Source organism: Streptomyces sp. SDr-06 (assembly GCF_003324565.1).
Taxonomy (GTDB): Bacteria; Actinomycetota; Actinomycetes; order Streptomycetales; family Streptomycetaceae; genus Streptomyces.
In genome coordinates this window covers 72,921-89,840 of record NZ_QOLA01000009.1, presented here as the reverse complement: position 1 = coordinate 89,840, position 16,920 = coordinate 72,921, and the positions used below count along the sequence as shown (strand labels likewise).

Annotated in this window: 14 protein-coding genes; 9 read left to right on the top strand and 5 right to left on the bottom strand. The window is 70.5% G+C overall.

The window, feature by feature from the left end; translation table 11 throughout:
• Positions 1–127 precede the first annotated feature (127 nt).
• The 4 genes from DT019_RS19970 (at position 128) to DT019_RS19955 (ending at position 4,020) form a co-directional block, all read left to right on the top strand.
• Entirely contained in the window at positions 128–1,492 is a 1,365-nt protein-coding gene (locus DT019_RS19970) for an extracellular solute-binding protein (RefSeq protein WP_223279665.1), read from the top strand.
• Positions 1,489–2,376 carry a carbohydrate ABC transporter permease gene (locus DT019_RS19965; RefSeq protein ID WP_189389744.1) on the top strand — a complete coding sequence of 296 codons (888 nt, stop codon included), beginning with the start codon at positions 1,489–1,491 and terminating at the stop codon, positions 2,374–2,376. Before DT019_RS19970 ends, DT019_RS19965 begins: the two co-directional genes overlap by 4 nt.
• Complete coding sequence (locus DT019_RS19960; protein WP_114038230.1) at positions 2,373–3,221, top strand: carbohydrate ABC transporter permease; 849 nt, start codon at positions 2,373–2,375, stop codon at positions 3,219–3,221. Before DT019_RS19965 ends, DT019_RS19960 begins: the two co-directional genes overlap by 4 nt.
• Positions 3,222–3,351: 130 nt before the next feature.
• On the top strand, positions 3,352–4,020 hold the full coding sequence (locus DT019_RS19955; protein WP_388979933.1) for a helix-turn-helix domain-containing protein: 669 nt from the start codon (positions 3,352–3,354) through the stop codon (positions 4,018–4,020).
• A gap of 89 nt (positions 4,021–4,109) precedes the next feature.
• Here DT019_RS19955 and DT019_RS19950 read toward each other — a convergent pair whose 3' ends face one another.
• The gene (locus tag DT019_RS19950; RefSeq protein WP_114038228.1) at positions 4,110–5,135 is read right to left on the bottom strand and encodes an ATP-dependent 6-phosphofructokinase; all 1,026 of its coding nucleotides are present in this window, start codon (positions 5,133–5,135) and stop codon (positions 4,110–4,112) included.
• A gap of 256 nt (positions 5,136–5,391) precedes the next feature.
• Here DT019_RS19950 and pta point away from each other — a divergent pair, with 256 nt between their 5' ends.
• The 4 genes from pta (at position 5,392) to DT019_RS19930 (ending at position 11,674) form a co-directional block, all read left to right on the top strand.
• A complete protein-coding gene (gene pta / locus DT019_RS19945) occupies positions 5,392–7,479 on the top strand; it encodes a phosphate acetyltransferase (protein WP_114038227.1) in 2,088 nt (695 codons plus the stop codon).
• Entirely contained in the window at positions 7,476–8,705 is a 1,230-nt protein-coding gene (locus DT019_RS19940; RefSeq protein WP_114038226.1) for an acetate kinase, read from the top strand. The genes pta and DT019_RS19940 overlap by 4 nt, the downstream gene beginning before the upstream one ends.
• 106 nt (positions 8,706–8,811) lie before the next feature.
• Positions 8,812–10,242: a pyruvate kinase gene (gene pyk / locus DT019_RS19935; RefSeq protein WP_114038225.1), complete on the top strand. Its 1,431-nt coding sequence runs from the start codon at positions 8,812–8,814 to the stop codon at positions 10,240–10,242.
• A 193-nt stretch (positions 10,243–10,435) separates the two neighbouring features.
• Positions 10,436–11,674, top strand: a complete 1,239-nt coding sequence (locus DT019_RS19930) for a D-alanyl-D-alanine carboxypeptidase family protein (RefSeq protein ID WP_114038224.1) — start codon at positions 10,436–10,438, stop codon at positions 11,672–11,674.
• Between the two features lie 103 nt (positions 11,675–11,777).
• Here the strand turns inward: DT019_RS19930 and DT019_RS19925 are convergent, their stop codons facing one another.
• The 4 genes from DT019_RS19925 to DT019_RS19910 all read right to left on the bottom strand — a co-directional run bounded on the left by DT019_RS19925 (position 11,778) and on the right by DT019_RS19910 (position 15,981).
• Positions 11,778–13,091 carry a hypothetical protein gene (locus tag DT019_RS19925; protein ID WP_114038223.1) on the bottom strand — a complete coding sequence of 438 codons (1,314 nt, stop codon included), beginning with the start codon at positions 13,089–13,091 and terminating at the stop codon, positions 11,778–11,780.
• A complete protein-coding gene (locus DT019_RS19920; protein ID WP_114038222.1) occupies positions 13,081–13,629 on the bottom strand; it encodes a DUF6114 domain-containing protein in 549 nt (182 codons plus the stop codon). Before DT019_RS19920 ends, DT019_RS19925 begins: the two co-directional genes overlap by 11 nt.
• Positions 13,630–13,726: 97 nt before the next feature.
• On the bottom strand, positions 13,727–14,368 hold the full coding sequence (locus tag DT019_RS19915) for a DUF6230 family protein (protein WP_114038221.1): 642 nt from the start codon (positions 14,366–14,368) through the stop codon (positions 13,727–13,729).
• Positions 14,369–15,012: 644 nt separating this feature from the next.
• Complete coding sequence (locus DT019_RS19910) at positions 15,013–15,981, bottom strand: tetratricopeptide repeat protein (protein ID WP_114038220.1); 969 nt, start codon at positions 15,979–15,981, stop codon at positions 15,013–15,015.
• Positions 15,982–16,276: 295 nt separating this feature from the next.
• On the opposite strand from DT019_RS19910, the gene DT019_RS19905 reads away from it, so the two are divergent.
• Positions 16,277–16,912, top strand: coding sequence for a TetR/AcrR family transcriptional regulator (locus DT019_RS19905; protein WP_114038361.1), 636 nt, complete (start codon positions 16,277–16,279; stop codon positions 16,910–16,912).
• Positions 16,913–16,920: the final 8 nt, after the last annotated feature.

The window sequence follows — 16,920 nt, the reverse complement described above, 5'->3', positions numbered from 1 at the left end:
GCGGGGTTGACCTTGCCAACGGGCGCCCTTACGTTCACCGGGCAGCCAAGTGCGGCCGTGGCCATGGCCGCACGCCCGGCCCGAGGAGGTCGTGCCCGTGCGCCCCACCGCCCCCGCAGCAGACTCCGTGTCCCGAACCCGACCGGCGAGGCGGGGACACCGGCTCCCCCTGATCCTCGCCGCCGCCCTCGCCGCAGGAACGCTCGCCGGTTGCGGCGGGGGCTCCGGCGGCGACGCGAACACCGTGCGGATCGCCTACAACCGCTCCACCGACAACAAGATCCGCTTCAAGGACGCGTTCCTGGAGGACGTGAAGAAGCAGTTCGAGCGGGAGCACCCCGGCAAGAAGGTGAAGCTGGTGCCGATCCAGGCCGCCGACAACGACTACGCGGCCAAGGTCCAGCAGATGATGCGCTCCCCGAAGACCGCGCCGGACCTGGTGTACGAGGACACGTTCCGCATCAACTCCGACATCGGGGCGGGCTATCTGCGCCCGCTCGACGACCACCTGGCCAGGTGGGACCAGTGGGGCCAGTTCGTCGACACGGCGAAGGCGGCGGCGCGGGCCGAGGACGGCCGGACGTACGGGGTGCCGGACGGCACGGACACCCGGGGCCTGTGGTTCAACAAGGAGGTCTTCGCGAAGGCGGGCCTGCCCGCGAACTGGCAGCCGAGGAACTGGGCGGAGCTCCTGGACGCCGCGCGCGCCGTGAAGCGGAAGGTCCCGGGCGTCATCCCGCTCAACGTCTACACGGGCAAGGCGGCCGGCGAGGCGGCGGCCATGCAGGGCTTCGAGATGCTGCTCTACGGCACCGGCGAGAACCCGCTGTACGACCCCGCCGCGAAGAAGTGGGTGTCCGGCTCGCAGGGCTTCAAGGACGCCCTCGACTTCGTACGGACGGTGTACGCCGAGAAGCTCGGCCCGGACCCCTCCGACGCCCTGGACCCCAACGTGGGCACCCACCTGGCCACGGACTGGATGCCGAACGGCAAGCTGGCGATCGCCCTGGACGGCTCCTGGCTCGGCCAGAACTGGATCAACAAGGGCCCCAAGGAGTGGCCGGCCTGGTCGACCGTGCTCGGCCAGGCCCCGATGCCGACCAAGGACGGGCAGGCGCCCGGCAAGGTCTCCATGTCGGGCGGCTGGACCTGGGCCATCCCGGCCAAGGCGGGCAACCCGGATCTCGCCTTCGCCTTCGTCGAGGCGCTGCAGACGAAGGAGAACGCGGTGAAGTGGGACGTGGCCGACGCCCAGATCGCGGTCCGCAAGGACGTGGCCGCCGATCCGACCTATCTGCACTCCATGCCGGGCATCACCTTCTTCACGGGCCTGGTCCCGTTCACCCACTACCGCCCCGCCCTGCCGGTCTATCCCCAGGTGTCGACCGCGATCGGCGAGGCGATGGAGTCGGTGACGACGGGCGGCTCGGCGGCCTCGGCCGCCAAGGCGTACGACGACCAGCTCAAGTCGATCGCCCAGGGCGCGAGTTGAGCGCGTTCGCGGCGCCGACGGGCAGGCGGCGCACCCGGGTGGCGCGCTGGCTGCCGATCGCGCCCGCCACCCTGCTCCTGCTGCTCTTCCTGGCCGGGCCCATCGGCTACTGCGTGTACATCGCGTTCACCGACATGCAGCTGACCGGCTCCTCGTCGGTCGACTTCGTCGGGTTCGCGAACTTCCGGCGGGCCTTCGCCGACCCGGCCTTCCGCAACGCGGTCTGGCTCACCCTCGTCTTCACCGTGCTGTCCTCGCTGGTCGGCCAGAACACCCTGGGCCTGGCGCTCGCCGCGCTGATGCGGCGGGCCTCGCGCCCGGTGCGGACGGTGACGGGCGCCCTGGTGATCACGGCCTGGGTGCTGCCGGAGATCGTGGCCGCCTTCCTGCTGTACGCCTTCTTCCGCCGCGAGGGCACCCTGAACGCGATCCTCGGCTGGCTCCATCTGCCCACCCAGAACTGGCTGTTCACGCTGCCCATCCTCGCGGTGTCGTTCGCGAACGTGTGGCGCGGCACCGCGTTCTCCCTGCTGATCTACTCGGCCGCGCTCGCCGAGATCCCCCGGGACATCGAGGAGGCCGCGGAGGTCGACGGGGCGGGCGGGGCGCGCCGGTTCTGGCACATCACGCTGCCGATGATCCGCCGCTCGATCGGCACCAACCTCATGCTCAACACCCTCCAGACGCTGTCCGTCTTCGGGCTGATCTGGGCGATGACCCGGGGCGGCCCGGGCGACCGGAGCCAGACGCTGCCCGTGTTCATGTACGACCAGGCGTTCCTGAAGAGCCTGATCGGCTACGGCACGGCGGTCGCCCTGCTGCTGCTCCTGGTGGGCTCCCTGTTCTCGATCGTCTATCTGCGGCTCCTGAAGGTGGAGGTGTGAGGGCCGCCGCGCCCCGCCGGGTGCGCCGCCGCACCCGGCAGCGGCTCGTGGCCGACGCGGCGCTGCTCGCGGTGGCGGCGGCCTTCGCGGTGCCGCTCCTGTGGCTACTGCTCGCCTCCCTCGACACCGGGGCCGATCTGCGGGTACGGCTGCCCGCCTCGGCCACCGCGGAGAACTTCTCGGCGGTGCTGACCCCCGACATCACCTTCACCCCGATGCTCAACAGCCTGCTGCTGTGCGGGAGTTCGACGCTGGTCACGGTGGTCTGCGCGGTCCTCGCGGCATACCCGCTGTCCCGCTACCGCTCCCGCCTGGCCCGCCCGTACCTGCTGACGATCCTGTTCACGACGTGCCTGCCCATCACGGCGGTCATGGTGCCGGTGTACGCGCTCTTCGTGCGGGTCGACCTCATCGACACGATGTACGGCACCTCGCTGTTCCTGGCCGCCTCCCAACTCCCGTTCGCCATCTGGCTGATGAAGAACTTCATGGACGGGGTGCCGGTCGGCCTGGAGGAGGCCGCGTGGACGGACGGGGCCTCCACGCGACAGGCCCTGGTGCGGGTGGTGCTGCCGCTGATGGGCCCCGGGGTGACCGTCGTGACGATCTACACCTTCATCATGCTGTGGGGGAACTTCTTCGTCCCCTTCATGCTGCTGCTCTCCCCCGACCGGCTCCCGGCCTCGGTCTCGATCTTCACGTTCTTCGGGAACTACGGGTCGGTGGTCTACGGCCAGCTCGCCGCGTTCTCGATCCTGTACTCGACGCCGGTGCTCCTGCTGTACGTCCTGATCGCCCGGCGGCTCGGAGGAGGTTTCGCCCTGTCCGGCGCGGTGAAGGGTTAGCGTCGGCGAGCACACGCTTACCCAACCCTTAGGTAACCCGGACGCTCGCAAAACCGTACTTTCCTCCAATTCACCTTCTTTGGTGGAACACACCGTAGGCAGATGTCACTTACCGTCCTACGGTGTGCGCGTGCACCCCACCCCACCCTTCAACGCCCTCGCGGCCCGCCGACTGCGAGAGGCCCTGGGCATGGCCCCCGGCCACGTCGCCTACGGCATGCGCGCCCAGTACGGCCTGCTGGTGTCGCCGGACACCGTGATGGCGTGGGAGCGGGGGCTCGCCGCACCCGAGGCACGGGAGCTGACCGCGCTCGCGGGCGTCCTGTGGTGTTCCCCCGGCGACCTCATGGCGGCCGCCTCCACCCTGCGCGAGCACCGTCTCGCACGCGGTCTGAGCGTCGAGGACATGGCTCGCCGGGTCGGGCTCGACACCCGGGCGTACCGGGCCATGGAGGACGCGGGGCGCTGGCGCGGCAACGAGCGCCAGTCGGCGGCGCTCGCCGACCTGCTCCAGCTGCCGCTGCGCGACTACGTGACGGCCACCGGCCAGAACGAGGACCTCGCGGAGCTGCTGCGCGGCGCGGTGACCACGCGCTGGCAGGCGTACGTGAAGCCGACGGCGAAGCTGCTTCCGCTGTCCAAGCAGCATGTGGAGGGGGTGCTCGACCAGTTGCACACGGAGTACCAGTCGCACATGGTCGCCACGCTGAACTGGGGGGCGGACAACAACACGGGGGACGCGGGGCGCGACTTCCTCGACCGCATCGTGGACCGGTTCTGGGAACTGGCCCACGGCTGACCCGATCCGCTGGGCGCCAGGTCCCCTATAGGGGCGCGGGGACCTTGGGCCTCCGGGATTGAGGACCCAGGTCCCCCGCCCGAGCGGGCTCAGAAGACCGACTCGGCCTCGTACATCCGGTTGTCCGGCACCGTCTTGAGCGTGGTCACCGCGTGCGCGAGCGGGGCCATCACGATGTCCGTGCCGCGCAGCGCCGTCATGTTGCCGAAGTCGCCCCGGTGCACGGCCTCCACGGCGTGCCAGCCGAAGCGGGTCGCGAGCACGCGGTCGTACGCGGTCGGCACGCCGCCGCGCTGGACGTGGCCGAGGATGACCGGGCGGGCCTCCTTGCCCAGGCGCCGCTCCAGCTCGACGGCGAGCCGGTTGCCGATGCCGGCGAAGCGCTCGTGGCCGTACTGGTCGATGGCGCCCTTCTCGTACGGCATCGAGCCCTCGGCGGGGTGCGCGCCCTCGGCGACGCAGACGACCGCGAACTTCTTCCCGCGCGAGAAGCGCTCCTCGACCATCTTGACCAGGTCGTCGACCTGGAAGGGCCGCTCGGGCAGGCAGATGCCGTGGGCGCCGCCGGCCATCCCGGACTCCAGGGCGATCCAGCCCGCGTGCCGCCCCATGACCTCGACGACCATGACGCGCTGGTGGGATTCGGCGGTGGTCTTCAGGCGGTCGATGGCCTCGGTCGCCACCCCCACGGCGGTGTCGAAGCCGAAGGTGCGGTCGGTGGCGGAGATGTCGTTGTCGATCGTCTTGGGCACGCCGACCACGGGCATGCCCGCGTCGGACAGCATGCGGGCCGCGGTAAGCGTGCCTTCGCCGCCGATGGGGATCAGCGCGTCGAGGCCGTAGCGCCTCGCCAACTCGGCGCAGTTCTCGGAGGCTTCGCGCAGCCGGTCGCGCTCCAGGCGGGCGGAGCCGAGGATGGTGCCGCCGCGGGCCAGGATGCCGCTCACCGCGTTGAGGTCGAGCGGACGGAAGTGGCCGTCGAGCAGGCCCTTGAACCCGTCCTCGAACCCGATGACTTCGTCACCGTGGCCGACCACGGCTCGGTGCACGACCGACCGGATCACTGCGTTCAGGCCGGGACAGTCGCCGCCTGCCGTGAGTACTCCGATGCGCATCGTGCTCTGTCTCCTGCTTCGCCGGTCCTGGGAGGTCACGCCCGTATCCCCCGTAACGTGAGCAATTCAGATTGTCCCACGCACCCTGGGGCACCCGCCCATCGTGCTACTCCGACCATGATGGGCGAAGGGTCTTCCGACCCTGCCGCCGGGCCTTTCGTCCGGCGGGCGTCCTATCCATCCGCAGAGGTATTGTCAAGGGGGCAAGACCGCCCTATATGGACAATTTCCTGCGACGCAGAACAGGAGAGCACGCGTGACGCGCAGCGTGTACGTGACCGGGATCGACCGGGGAGACGGCCGCCAGGTCATCGAGCTGGGAGTCATGGAGCTCCTGACCCGTCAGGTGGACCGGGTGGGCGTCTTCCGCCCCCTGGTGCACGACGGACCGGACCGGCTGTTCGACCTGCTCCGCGCCCGCTACCGACTGGCCCAGGACGCGGCCACGGTGTACGGGATGGACTACCACGAGGCGTCCGCGCTCCAGGCGGAGCAGGGTACCGACGAACTCGTCTCCCGGCTCGTCGACAGATTCCACCAGGTGGCCCGCGACTACGAGGTCGTGCTGGTGCTCGGCACCGACTTCGCCGACACCCAGCTCCCCGACGAGCTGGCGCTCAACGCCCGGCTGGCGAACGAGTTCGGCGCCTCGGTGATACCGGTGGTCGGCGGCAAGGGCCAGACCGCCGAGTCCGTACGGGCCGAGGCGCGCAACGCCCACCGGGCCTACGACGGGCTCGGCTGCGACGTGCTCGCCATGGTGGTCAACCGGGTCGCCCCGGCCGACCGGCACGACATCGAGGAGCGGCTCGCGGCCCGGCTGCCGGTGCCCTGCTACGTGCTGCCGGACGAGCCCGCGCTCTCCGCGCCCACCGTCGCCCAGATCGCCGCGGCCCTCGACGGCACGGTGCTGCTCGGCGACGACGCCGGGCTCGCGCGCGACGCCCTCGACTTCGTCTTCGGCGGCGCCATGCTGCCGAACTTCCTGAACGCCCTGACCCCGGGCTGCCTGGTCGTGACGCCTGGGGACCGCGCCGATCTGGTGGTGGGCTCGCTGGCCGCGCACAGCGCCGGCACCCCGCCCATCGCGGGCGTCCTGCTCACCCTCGACGAGCGGCCCGGCGAGGCGATCCTCACCCTCGCCGACCGCCTCGCCCCCGGCACCCCGGTGGTCGCGGTCAGCCACGGCTCCTTCCCCACCGCGCAGGAACTCTTCGCCCTGGAAGGGAAGTTGAACGCGGCCACTCCCCGCAAGGCGGAGACCGCCCTCGGCCTCTTCGAGCGCCATGTGGACACCGCCGACCTGCTGCGCCGCCTCTCCGTGGCCCGCAGCGGCCGGGTCACCCCGATGATGTTCGAGCACGAGCTCCTGGAGCAGGCCCGCTCCGACCGCCGCCGCGTCGTGCTGCCCGAGGGCACCGAGGACCGGGTGCTGCGCGCGGCCGACGTGCTGCTGCGCCGCGACGTGTGCGAGCTGACGCTGCTCGGCGACGTGGAGGCGATCCGCAAGAAGGCCGCCGATCTCGGCATCGACGTCGTCAAGTGCCAGATCATCGACCCGGCCACCTCCGAGCTGCGCCAGCGCTTCGCCGAGCGCTACGCCCAGCTGCGCGCCCACAAGGGCGTCACCGTGGAGCTGGCGTACGACGTGGTGGCGGACGTGAACTACTTCGGCACGCTGATGGTCCAGGAGGGCCTGGCCGACGGCATGGTGTCCGGCTCGGTGCACTCCACCGCCGCCACCATCCGCCCCGCCTTCGAGATCATCAAGACCAAGCCGGAGGCCTCGATCGTCTCCTCGGTCTTCTTCATGTGCCTGGCCGACAAGGTCCTGGTGTACGGCGACTGCGCGGTCAACCCGGACCCGGACGCCGAGCAGCTCGCGGACATCGCGGTGCAGGCGGCCGCCACCGCCCACCGGTTCGGCGTGGACCCGCGGATCGCGATGCTGTCGTACTCGACCGGCACCTCGGGCTCGGGCGCGGACGTCGACAAGGTGCGCGAGGCCACCAAGCTGGTGCGCGAGGCGCGCCCCGACCTGAAGATCGAGGGCCCGATCCAGTACGACGCCGCCGTGGAGCCGTCGGTCGCCGCGACCAAGCTGCCGGATTCGAAGGTGGCCGGGCAGGCCACCGTGCTGATCTTCCCGGACCTCAACACCGGCAACAACACCTACAAGGCCGTGCAGCGCTCGGCCGGAGCCGTGGCCGTGGGCCCGGTGCTCCAGGGTCTGCGCAAGCCGGTCAACGACCTGTCGCGCGGCGCCCTCGTGCAGGACATCGTCAACACCGTCGCCATCACGGCCATCCAGGCCCAGGCGCAGGAGCAGGAGGCCTCCGCATGACCACCGCCAGCCAGGGCACCCGCGTCCTCGTCCTCAACTCCGGGTCCTCGTCGGTGAAGTACCAGCTCCTCGACATGCGGGACGCCTCGCGCCTGGCCGTGGGCCTGGTCGAGCGGATCGGCGAGCAGACCTCGCGGCTCAAGCACACCCCGCTGGCCACCGGCGGCGCGGCGCGCGAGCAGAACGGCCCGATCGCGGACCACGGGGCCGCGCTCAAGGCGGTCGCCGAGGAGCTCAGGGCCGACGGCCTCGGCCTGGACTCACCGGAGTTGGCGGCCATCGGCCACCGGGTGGTGCACGGCGGCCTCAAGTTCAGCGCGCCGACCGTGATCACCGAGGAGGTGCTCGCGGAGATCGAGCGCCTGGTGCCGGTCGCCCCGCTGCACAACCCGGCGAACATCACCGGCATCCGCACCGCCCAGGCGCTGCGCCCCGACCTGCCGCAGGTCGCCGTCTTCGACACGGCCTTCCACACCACGATGCCGGAGTCCGCGGCCCGGTACGCGATCGACGTGGAGACGGCCGACGCGCACCGCATCCGCCGCTACGGCTTCCACGGCACCTCGCACGCGTACGTGTCGCGCGAGACGGCGCGGCTGCTCGGCAAGGCGCCCGAGGACGTCAATGTGATCGTGCTGCACCTGGGCAACGGCGCCTCGGCGTCCGCGGTCCGGGCCGGACGGTGCGTCGACACCTCGATGGGGCTCACCCCGCTCGAAGGCCTGGTCATGGGCACCCGCTCCGGGGACATCGACCCGGCGGTCACCTTCCACCTCAAGCGGGTCGCCGGAATGTCGGCGGACGACATCGACGTGCTGCTCAACAAGAAGAGCGGTCTGGTGGGCCTGTGCGGCGACAATGACATGCGCGAGATCCGCCGCCGCTGCGACGAGGGCGACGAGAAGGCACAACTCGCCTTCGACATCTACATTCACCGGCTGAAGAAGTACATAGGCGCCTATTACGCCGTGCTCGGCAAGGTCGACGCGGTCGCGTTCACGGCGGGCGTGGGCGAGAACGCCGCCCCGGTCCGCGAGGCCGCGATCGCCGGTCTTGAGGAGCTGGGCCTGGCGGTGGACGGCGAGCTCAACGCCGTACGGTCCGACAGCGCGCGGTTGATCTCCCCGGAGTACGCCCGGGTCGCGGTGGCCGTGGTGCCGACGGACGAGGAGCTGGAAATTGCCCAGCAGACGTATGCGCTGGTGGCGCCGGAGCTGAATTCCTGACCGGATTTCCGGTTTGCCTGGTCGACACCTGAGCGTCATCCCGCCCATTTGTACATTCCACCAGACGGAATATTCCGTAGCGAAACAAACCGATAGGATCCGCCTTATGCGCCGTTCCAAAATCGTCTGCACACTGGGCCCCGCCGTCGACTCTCACGAGCAGCTCGTCGCTCTGATCGAGGCCGGCATGAGCGTGGCCCGCTTCAACTTCAGCCACGGCTCCCAGGCCGAGCACCAGGCCCGTTACGACCGGGTCCGCAAGGCCGCCGAGGAGACGGGCCGCGCGGTGGGCGTGCTCGCCGACCTCCAGGGCCCGAAGATCCGCCTCGCGAAGTTCGCCGAGGGGCCGGTCGAGCTGGTGCGCGGTGACGAGTTCACCATCACCGCGGAGGACGTCCCCGGCGACAAGTCGATCTGCGGCACCACCTACAAGGGCCTCCCGGGCGACGTCGCCAAGGGCGACCCGATCCTGATCAACGACGGCAACGTCGAGCTCAAGGTCATCTCCGTCGACGGCCCCCGGGTGAAGACCATCGTCATCGAGGGCGGTGTCATCTCCGACCACAAGGGCATCAACCTGCCCGGCGCGGCGGTCAACGTCCCGGCGCTGTCCGAGAAGGACATCGAGGACCTGCGCTTCGCCCTGCGGATGGGCTGCGACCTGGTCGCGCTCTCCTTCGTCCGCGACGCCGACGACGTCAAGGACGTCCACAAGGTCATGGACGAGGTCGGCCGCCGCGTGCCGGTCATCGCCAAGGTCGAGAAGCCGCAGGCCGTCGCCAACATGGAGGGCGTCGTCGCCGCCTTCGACGGCGTGATGGTGGCCCGTGGCGACCTCGCGGTGGAGTACCCCCTGGAGAAGGTCCCGATGGTGCAGAAGCGCCTCGTGGAGCTCTGCCGCCGCAACGCCAAGCCGGTGATCGTCGCGACCCAGATGATGGAGTCGATGATCACCAACTCGCGGCCGACGCGCGCCGAGGCGTCCGACGTCGCCAACGCGATCCTGGACGGCGCGGACGCGGTCATGCTGTCCGCCGAGTCCTCGGTGGGCGCGTACCCGATCGAGACGGTCAAGACGATGTCGAAGATCGTCGAGGCGGCCGAGGAGGAGCTCCTCTCCAAGGGACTCCAGCCGCTGGTTCCGGGCAAGAAGCCGCGTACGCAGGGCGGTTCGGTCGCCCGCGCCGCCTGCGAGATCGCGGACTTCCTCAACGGCAAGGCGCTGGTGGCGTTCACCAAGTCCGGTGACACGGCGCGCCGCCTGTCCCGCTACCGCACCTGCCAGCCGATCCTCGCGTTCACCACGGACCCGGGCACCCGCAACCAGCTCGCGCTGAGCTGGGGCGTGGAGACCCACGTCGTTCCGCACGTGGACTCAACCGACGCGATGGTCGACCTGGTCGACGCCGAGCTGCTCAAGCTCAACCGCTACAACGAGGGCGACCTCATGGTCATCACCGCCGGTTCGCCCCCCGGCATCCCCGGCACCACCAACATGGTCCGGGTGCACCACCTCGGCGGCGGCGAGCAGGAGTAGCCGTCGGCCGCACACCTGTGGAGGGCGGCTTCCCGTCGCGTACGGGAGCCGCCCTCCGGCGTGCCCGGGGCCGGTCCGCGGGGGCCCGGGACCGGACGGGATGACGCTCTTGTCCGTTCCATGAACAAGGCGTGGCAAATTCCACGGGCGGAGGAGTCAATTCCGTAACACCTCCTGAGGTACGTTCACGTGCATGCGTCTTCCCATATCGCCGCAGGTCCGGCACGCACTCGTGGCACTCACCGCCACCGCGGTCACCGCGGGCGCCGCCGTCGGTCCCGCGGCGGCGAGCGGGCACCCCGCGAAGCCGCCCAGGTCGGCGACGCCCGGAGCGCCCGGTGGCGAGGCGAAGAGGCAGCCGCCGGCGAACATGTCGCAGGCGGGCGGGGCCCAGTTGGGCCAGCCAGGTGATCAAGTGGGCGCGGGCGCACCGGCGTTGCCCCCCGGCCTCTCGGCCCTGTCCTGGGTGGTGGCGGACGCCGACACGGGCCAGGTGCTCGGGGCGAAGAACGCGCACTGGCCGCTGCCCCCGGCCAGCACCCTGAAGATGCTCTTCGCGGACACCGTGCTGCCCGCGGTGCCGCACGACGCGAGCCGCAAGGTCAGCGACGAGGACCTCAAGGGCATGGGCGACGGCAGCAGCGCGGTGGGCATCGTGCCCGGCCAGACGTACGGGGCACCGGACCTGTGGCGCGGCGTGTTCCTTCGCTCGGGCAACGACGCGGTGCATGTGCTCTCGGTGATGAACGGCGGCGTCGAGAAGACCGTGGCCGACATGCAGAAGAAGGCCGAGGGCCTCGGCGCCAAGGACACCCATGTGCTGAGCCCGGACGGCTACGACGCGCCGGGCCAGGTGTCGTCCGCGTACGACCTGGCGCTGTTCCTGCGGTCGGGCCTGAAGAACAAGGACTTCAAGGACTACTGCGGCACGGCCTCCGCCGACTTCCCCGGCGGCCCCAACACCAAGGGCAAGCCGTTCGGGATCTCCAACACCAACCGCATGCTCTCCGGGATCGACGGGGTGGCCAAGTACCCCGGTCTGATCGGCGGCAAGAACGGTTACACCAGCAACGCGGGCAACACCCTGGCCGAGGCCGCCCAGCGCGACGGCCACACCCTCGTGGTGACGGTGATGAACCCGCAGGAGAACAAGCACGACAAGGTGTACACCGAGATGCGCCAGCTCCTGGACTGGGGCTTCTCGGCGGTCGGCAGGACCAAGCCGGTCGGCACCCTCGACCCGGCCTCGCCGGCCGCCGACCCGGGCCGCAGCGGGGTCGAGCCCGGGACGGCGGCGGATTCGTCCGACTCCGGCATGGGCACGCTCGGCTGGGCGGGCATCGGCGCCGCGGTGGTCGTCGTGGGCGGCGCGGGCTTCCTGGTGCTGAGCCGCCGCCGGAAGACGAAGCCCCGGAGCGACGCGGTGGGCTGAGCACGAGGGACTCACCCCACAAGAGGTGACACAACCGTGGCCCGCACTCCCCGAGGGGATGCGGGCCACGGCTGAACTGCGGCTCCCGGATGGGTATGTGGGGTTACGTCGTCGGGTTGCCGTTCGTGACGTAGTTGTGGAGGCCGGGGACGGTCAGGGTGCCGCCGAACTGGCCCGCCTGGCGGACGGTCACGTTGGTGAAGAAGGCGAACGGCACGTTCAGCGGGGGCGGGGTGGCCGGGCTGAAGGTGATCGGGATGAGGCCGAAGAGGTTGCCCTTCAGCTCCTCCGTGTACATCGTCACCGTGCCGTTGCGGATCGTCGAGGTGGAGCCGGAGCGCGCCACGACGTGCGCGGTGGTGGGCGTGCCGCCCACGGACGGCCCGTACACCTGCTGGTCCAGATCCTTGATGTCCACGGACGAGGCCGTGAACTTGAGGACCTTCTTCGTCGTGTCGCCCGCCTTGACCTCGACGATGCCCTCGTAGTTCAGACCGCTCAGGGTCAGCATCGAACTCTTGAGGATCCAGGGCTGGCTGGGCAGCGTCGGTATACCGCTGTCCTGCTTGGCCGCGGCGAGCGCCTTCGGGTCGGCGGTCGGGCACGGGAAGGCGGGCTTGGCACCGTCGGGGATGGCGGTGTCCTTCTTCGGGTCCAACCCCTTTGCCGCGTCCGGGAGTTCGGCGACCTTCTGGCCCGCCTCGTCGGCGGCCTTCTTGATCGCGTCCGTCGTGCTGTCGAGCGGCTTGCCCTCGGTGGCGGCGGGCTTGGAGGGCTTCGTCGACGGCTTGGGCGCGGCCGTGCTCGCGGTGGGCTTCGGCGCGGGGGGCGTCGACGCGGTGGCGGTGGGCGTCGGGCTCGGCGTGTCGTGGATGCCGAACAGGCCCTTGAGCGCGTCACCCAGACCCAGCGGGTCCAGCGGGTTGGTCGTCTTGGCGGGCGGCGGGCTCGCGGGCTGCTGCGCCGGGGTGTCGGCCGCGGACGGCTTGGCCGCGGGCTGGGCCGGCTTCAGGAGCTTGTCGACGGTGTCCCCGGCCGACCCCGTGGCCGTCGGTGTGGGCGTCTTCGTCTTCGGCGCCGTCTTGTCGTCCGCCTTCGACGACGCCGACGGGCTCGGCGACGCCTTGCCCGACGCGCTGCTGGACGGGCTCGGCGAACCCGATGGGCTGTCCGAGCGGGTCACGCAGGGGCCGGGAGCGAACGGGATGTCCGTCTTCTCGTCGGCCATCGCGAGCTTCGGCGTGAGGCTCATGCCGACCAGGACGGCCGTGGGCATCGCGGCGAGAGCCATCGCCTTGCCCGCGGGCATGTGCCACTTGGTCAGCAGTGACTTCCTCGGGGCCGCGTGGCGCGGCCCTCTTCTTTCCCGCGGGTCGCCGCCTCCGGTCGAGTCCAGCTGCGTCTCGTCACCCCGCACTGTTCCTCCCGCCGTTGGCGTCAACTGTCGTGTCGGTTGCGGCGGTTCCGGGCAGCCCTTCACGCGGGCCGGGCACGGTCTGGTCGCCCACCGGGCCCACGGGGTCCCCGGTCGTCGGACCGGCGGCCGGCGCGCCCCCGCGCTTCGCCTTGCTGGGCACCCAGGCCACGGCGAGCGCGCCGCCGAGCATGGACAGCAGGAAGCCGACGACGAAGCCGCCGATGTTGGCCACGGGCAGGGAGATCAGCGCGAGCAGGATGGCCGCGACACCCGCGAACGTCCGCACCACGCTGTGGAACCACATCGTCAGACCGAGCGTGACCAGCAGGACGCCGATGATCAGCGACCCGGCCCCGGCGGTCGTGGACATGGCCAGCGTGATGTTGCCGAGGTGCATGTTGGCGTACGGGAAGTACGCGATGGGCACGCCGCCGGCCATCGTGAACAGGCCCGCCCAGAACGGTCGACTGCCCCGCCAGGCCCGGAAACGAAGCCGCCAGTACTGGAAGTCGCGGGAACCCGTGGTCTCGGCGCTCATGGAAAACAGCTCCCTGGAACCGCTGTTGCTGTGAAAAAGGAGTGGGTCCCGGCGGCCGGGGAGTGCGTGAGGCACCCCCGGCCGTCAGGCGGGGTGCTTAGTAGCACTCCTTGCTGCCCTGGTAGAGCCGCAGACTCAGACCGCTGAGCTTGAAGGTGCCGGCGGTCGTCGCCCACGCCTTCTGCTTGACACCCGTCAGCGTCGCGACCTCCGCGCGCTGGGCGAAGCCGTAGGGGTTCACCTGGGGCTTCGCGTTCGGCTGGATGCCCGTCTTGTTGGACGGGTCACCGGCGGCCACACCGATGTCGATGTTCTTGAACTCGGCGTCGGTGTCGAGCTCGGCGACATCGAGGTAGAGGTTCGTCGCCTCGACGGGCTTGTCAGCCTGCGTACCGGCGTTCAGCTGCAGCGTGATGCTGCCGAAGAACGGCACGTCCGGGGTGACGACCGACTGGCACATGTTGCTGATCGTCGCGTCGCTGAAGCCGGACACCACGACGGGGTGCGCGGCGTCCTTGCCCTTCAGGTCCTTGCCGGTCGCGATCGATCCGTACTGGATCAGGTTGTGACCGACGAGCTTGTCGGCCCGGACCTTGAACTCCTGGCCGGACACGCTGAACGAGGCGGCGAGCGCACCCTGCGCCAGGCCGACGCCTATCGCGGCCGTGGCGGCCACGCTCGGCACCATGACCAGCGCGAACCGCTTCCATCTGGTCCCGCCACGTACTTGGGACTCCATGACTTTCCTCCTTCTCGGACGTACATCTCCGGGACGGACCCTCAAGGGCTGTCACGGGATGGGAGAAGTGCTACGTCCTCGGGAAGGGGAGCGCACGGGAGGTCGACCGCGTACGACTCGCGCACCTCGTCCGACACCGGCGATCACCCCCGAGCGACAACCACTGGCCACGCGTTCGCGCAACCTGCTGGACAGGCCCTGCCGGAGAGCAGAGACCCCCCTGTCCACGGCCGATGCCACTGCCACCGGCCGGCCCGGTGGGGACCCAATGGGCGGCAGCACCGAGTGGCTGTCGGGCTGGTGCGTTATTGGACCGAGCGTGGCCGATCGTGGTGCATTCCGGGCCGGGGCACAAGGGGTGTCGTTACTAGCCAGTAACGGCCTGATAACCGAAGCGCGACCTGCCGGCATCGAGCGGGCACGCAGGGTGCCGCCGAGTGACCGGACAGAAGGGGAAATCGCCGCTGAAATGCGGACGTAAGAAGCGGCTCAACTTACTGCAAGTAACAGCGGCCGCGTTTACCAAGTTTTGGCAAAGCGCGGCCGCCTCTTGTCTCTCTGTCGCCAAATCGTCCGTCGCGCACCGTGCTCGGCACTCATTCGGTGACAGCTCGGTGAACGCCCGAAGGCGTCCACGGGGTGGGTCAGAAGAGCACCCTCGCCAGCGCCGTTCGCGCCGCCGTGACGCGCGGGTCGTCCCCGCCGATCACCTCGAAGAGCTCAAGGAGCCGGACCCGGGCGGCGTCGCGGTCGTCACCGAACGTGCGCCTCACCGTCTCGACGAGCCGGCCGAAGGCGTCCTCCACGTGACCGCCGACCAGATCGAGGTCGGCCGCCGCGATCTGCGCCGCCACGTCGGCGGGCTTCTCGGCGGCGTCCTTGCGGACCTGCTGGGGGTCGAGCGACTGCACCCGCTGGAGCAGTTCGGCCTGGGCGAGGCCGAGCTTGGCCTCGGGGTGACCCGGGTCGTCGCTCAGCACATTCCGGTACGCCTGGACCGCGCCGGCCAGATCGCCCGAGTCGAGGGCGACCACGGCGGCTTCGAGCAGTGCGTCGTACGGGCCGACCGGGGCCTGCGCCTGGGCGGCCGGGGCCGCGGCGTTCGGGTCGACCGCGATGCCGGTCAGGCCGAAGCGCTCCTCGGCGACCTGCACCAGCTGGTCCAGGGTCTCGCGGATCTGCGTCTCCGGGGCCGCGCCCTGGAAGAGCGGCAGCGCCTGGCCGGCGACCACCGCGAAGACGGCCGGGATGCCCTGGATCCCGAACTGCTGCATCAGCATCTGGTTGGCGTCGACGTCGATCTTGGCCAGGAGGAAACGGCCGTTGTACTCGACGGCGAGACGTTCGAGCAAGGGGCCGAGCTGCTTGCAGGGCTCGCACCACTCGGCCCAGAAGTCGATGACGACCGGCACCTCGGCGGAGCGGGTCAGGACATCACGTTCGAAGGAGGCCTCGTCGACATCGATGACGAGGGCGGACGGCGCGACCGCCGGGACCCCGCCCTGGCGGGCCGCTTCGGCGCGCGCCTGCTCCGCCTTGCTCTTGGCCTCACCGGCCGCCTTCACCGCGGCGAGGTCGACGACGCCGCTCATGGACATGTTCCTAGGCTGCATGCGTACATCCTCCCCCTTCCGCGACGGTGCGTGGTGATCCGGTGGCAGGATCCGGGCCCACCCGCCGCCTCCCGCCGGATTGCGAGACATCGGGTGAACACGGACCGGCCGTGGTGTTTCCTGGTGGCACCCGGGTCCCCACCCCGGTGCCGGTGACATGTGGTTGTCGCGGAAGGCCGCTCAAGGCTTTCGCTACGAGCCGTAGCGTAACTGGTGCGGCCCCGGCGCACAGGGTGATCTCGCGCACACCGCACGCCCCCTGGCGCGATTGCTACCGGCCGGTATGGTCGCCGTCATGCCTTCTTCATCCCGAGCCGCGAGACCGTCCTGTGCGGGTCGTACGGGTCGGCCCCGCAGCGCCGAGGCCGATGCCGCGATCCTGCTGGCGACCCGGGAGGCGCTGGTCGACCTGGGCTGGTCGAAGCTGACGATGGGGGACGTGGCGACCCGGGCCGGGGTCGCCAAGACGACGCTCTACCGCCGCTGGGCGGGCAAGAACGAACTCGTCGTGGACGCGGTCGCCGTCCTCTTCGACGAACTCGAACTCCCGGATCTGGGCAGCCTGGTGGCCGACGTGGAGGGCGTGGTCCTCCAGTTCGGGGCGCTCCTGGAGCGCCCCGAGACGAAGAACGCGCTCATGGCGGTGGTGGCCGAATCCACCCGGGACGACGCCCTGCGCGGGCGCATCAGGTCGGCCATCGTCGACCGCCAGAAGCGGCTGGTTCTGGTCGGCCGCGAACGCGCCCAGGCCCGGGGCGAACTCCCCTACGAGCCCGACCCGACGGTCTCCGCCCGCCACACCGACCTCATCTTCGACGTGGTGGCCGGCGCGGTGGTGCACCGGGCACTGGTCAGCGCGGAACCCGTGGACGAGGAGTGGGCCCGCGACTTCACCCTCCTTATCTGCTCAGGACTGGCCGCGACGGCCTGACGACGGGG

Bases quoted from the DNA above. Each gene is read 5' to 3' on its own strand.
- DT019_RS19950 (WP_114038228.1), bottom strand. From the start codon at position 5,135: ATGCGCATCGGAGTACTCACGGCAGGCGGCGACTGTCCCGGCCTGAAC.
- DT019_RS19940 (WP_114038226.1), top strand. From the start codon at position 7,476: ATGACCACCGCCAGCCAGGGCACCCGCGTCCTCGTCCTCAACTCCGGG.
- pyk (WP_114038225.1), top strand. From the start codon at position 8,812: ATGCGCCGTTCCAAAATCGTCTGCACACTGGGCCCCGCCGTCGACTCT.
- DT019_RS19930 (WP_114038224.1), top strand. From the start codon at position 10,436: ATGCGTCTTCCCATATCGCCGCAGGTCCGGCACGCACTCGTGGCACTC.
- DT019_RS19920 (WP_114038222.1), bottom strand. From the start codon at position 13,629: ATGAGCGCCGAGACCACGGGTTCCCGCGACTTCCAGTACTGGCGGCTT.
- DT019_RS19915 (WP_114038221.1), bottom strand. From the start codon at position 14,368: ATGGAGTCCCAAGTACGTGGCGGGACCAGATGGAAGCGGTTCGCGCTG.
- DT019_RS19910 (WP_114038220.1), bottom strand. From the start codon at position 15,981: ATGCAGCCTAGGAACATGTCCATGAGCGGCGTCGTCGACCTCGCCGCG.
- DT019_RS19905 (WP_114038361.1), top strand. From the start codon at position 16,277: ATGCCTTCTTCATCCCGAGCCGCGAGACCGTCCTGTGCGGGTCGTACG.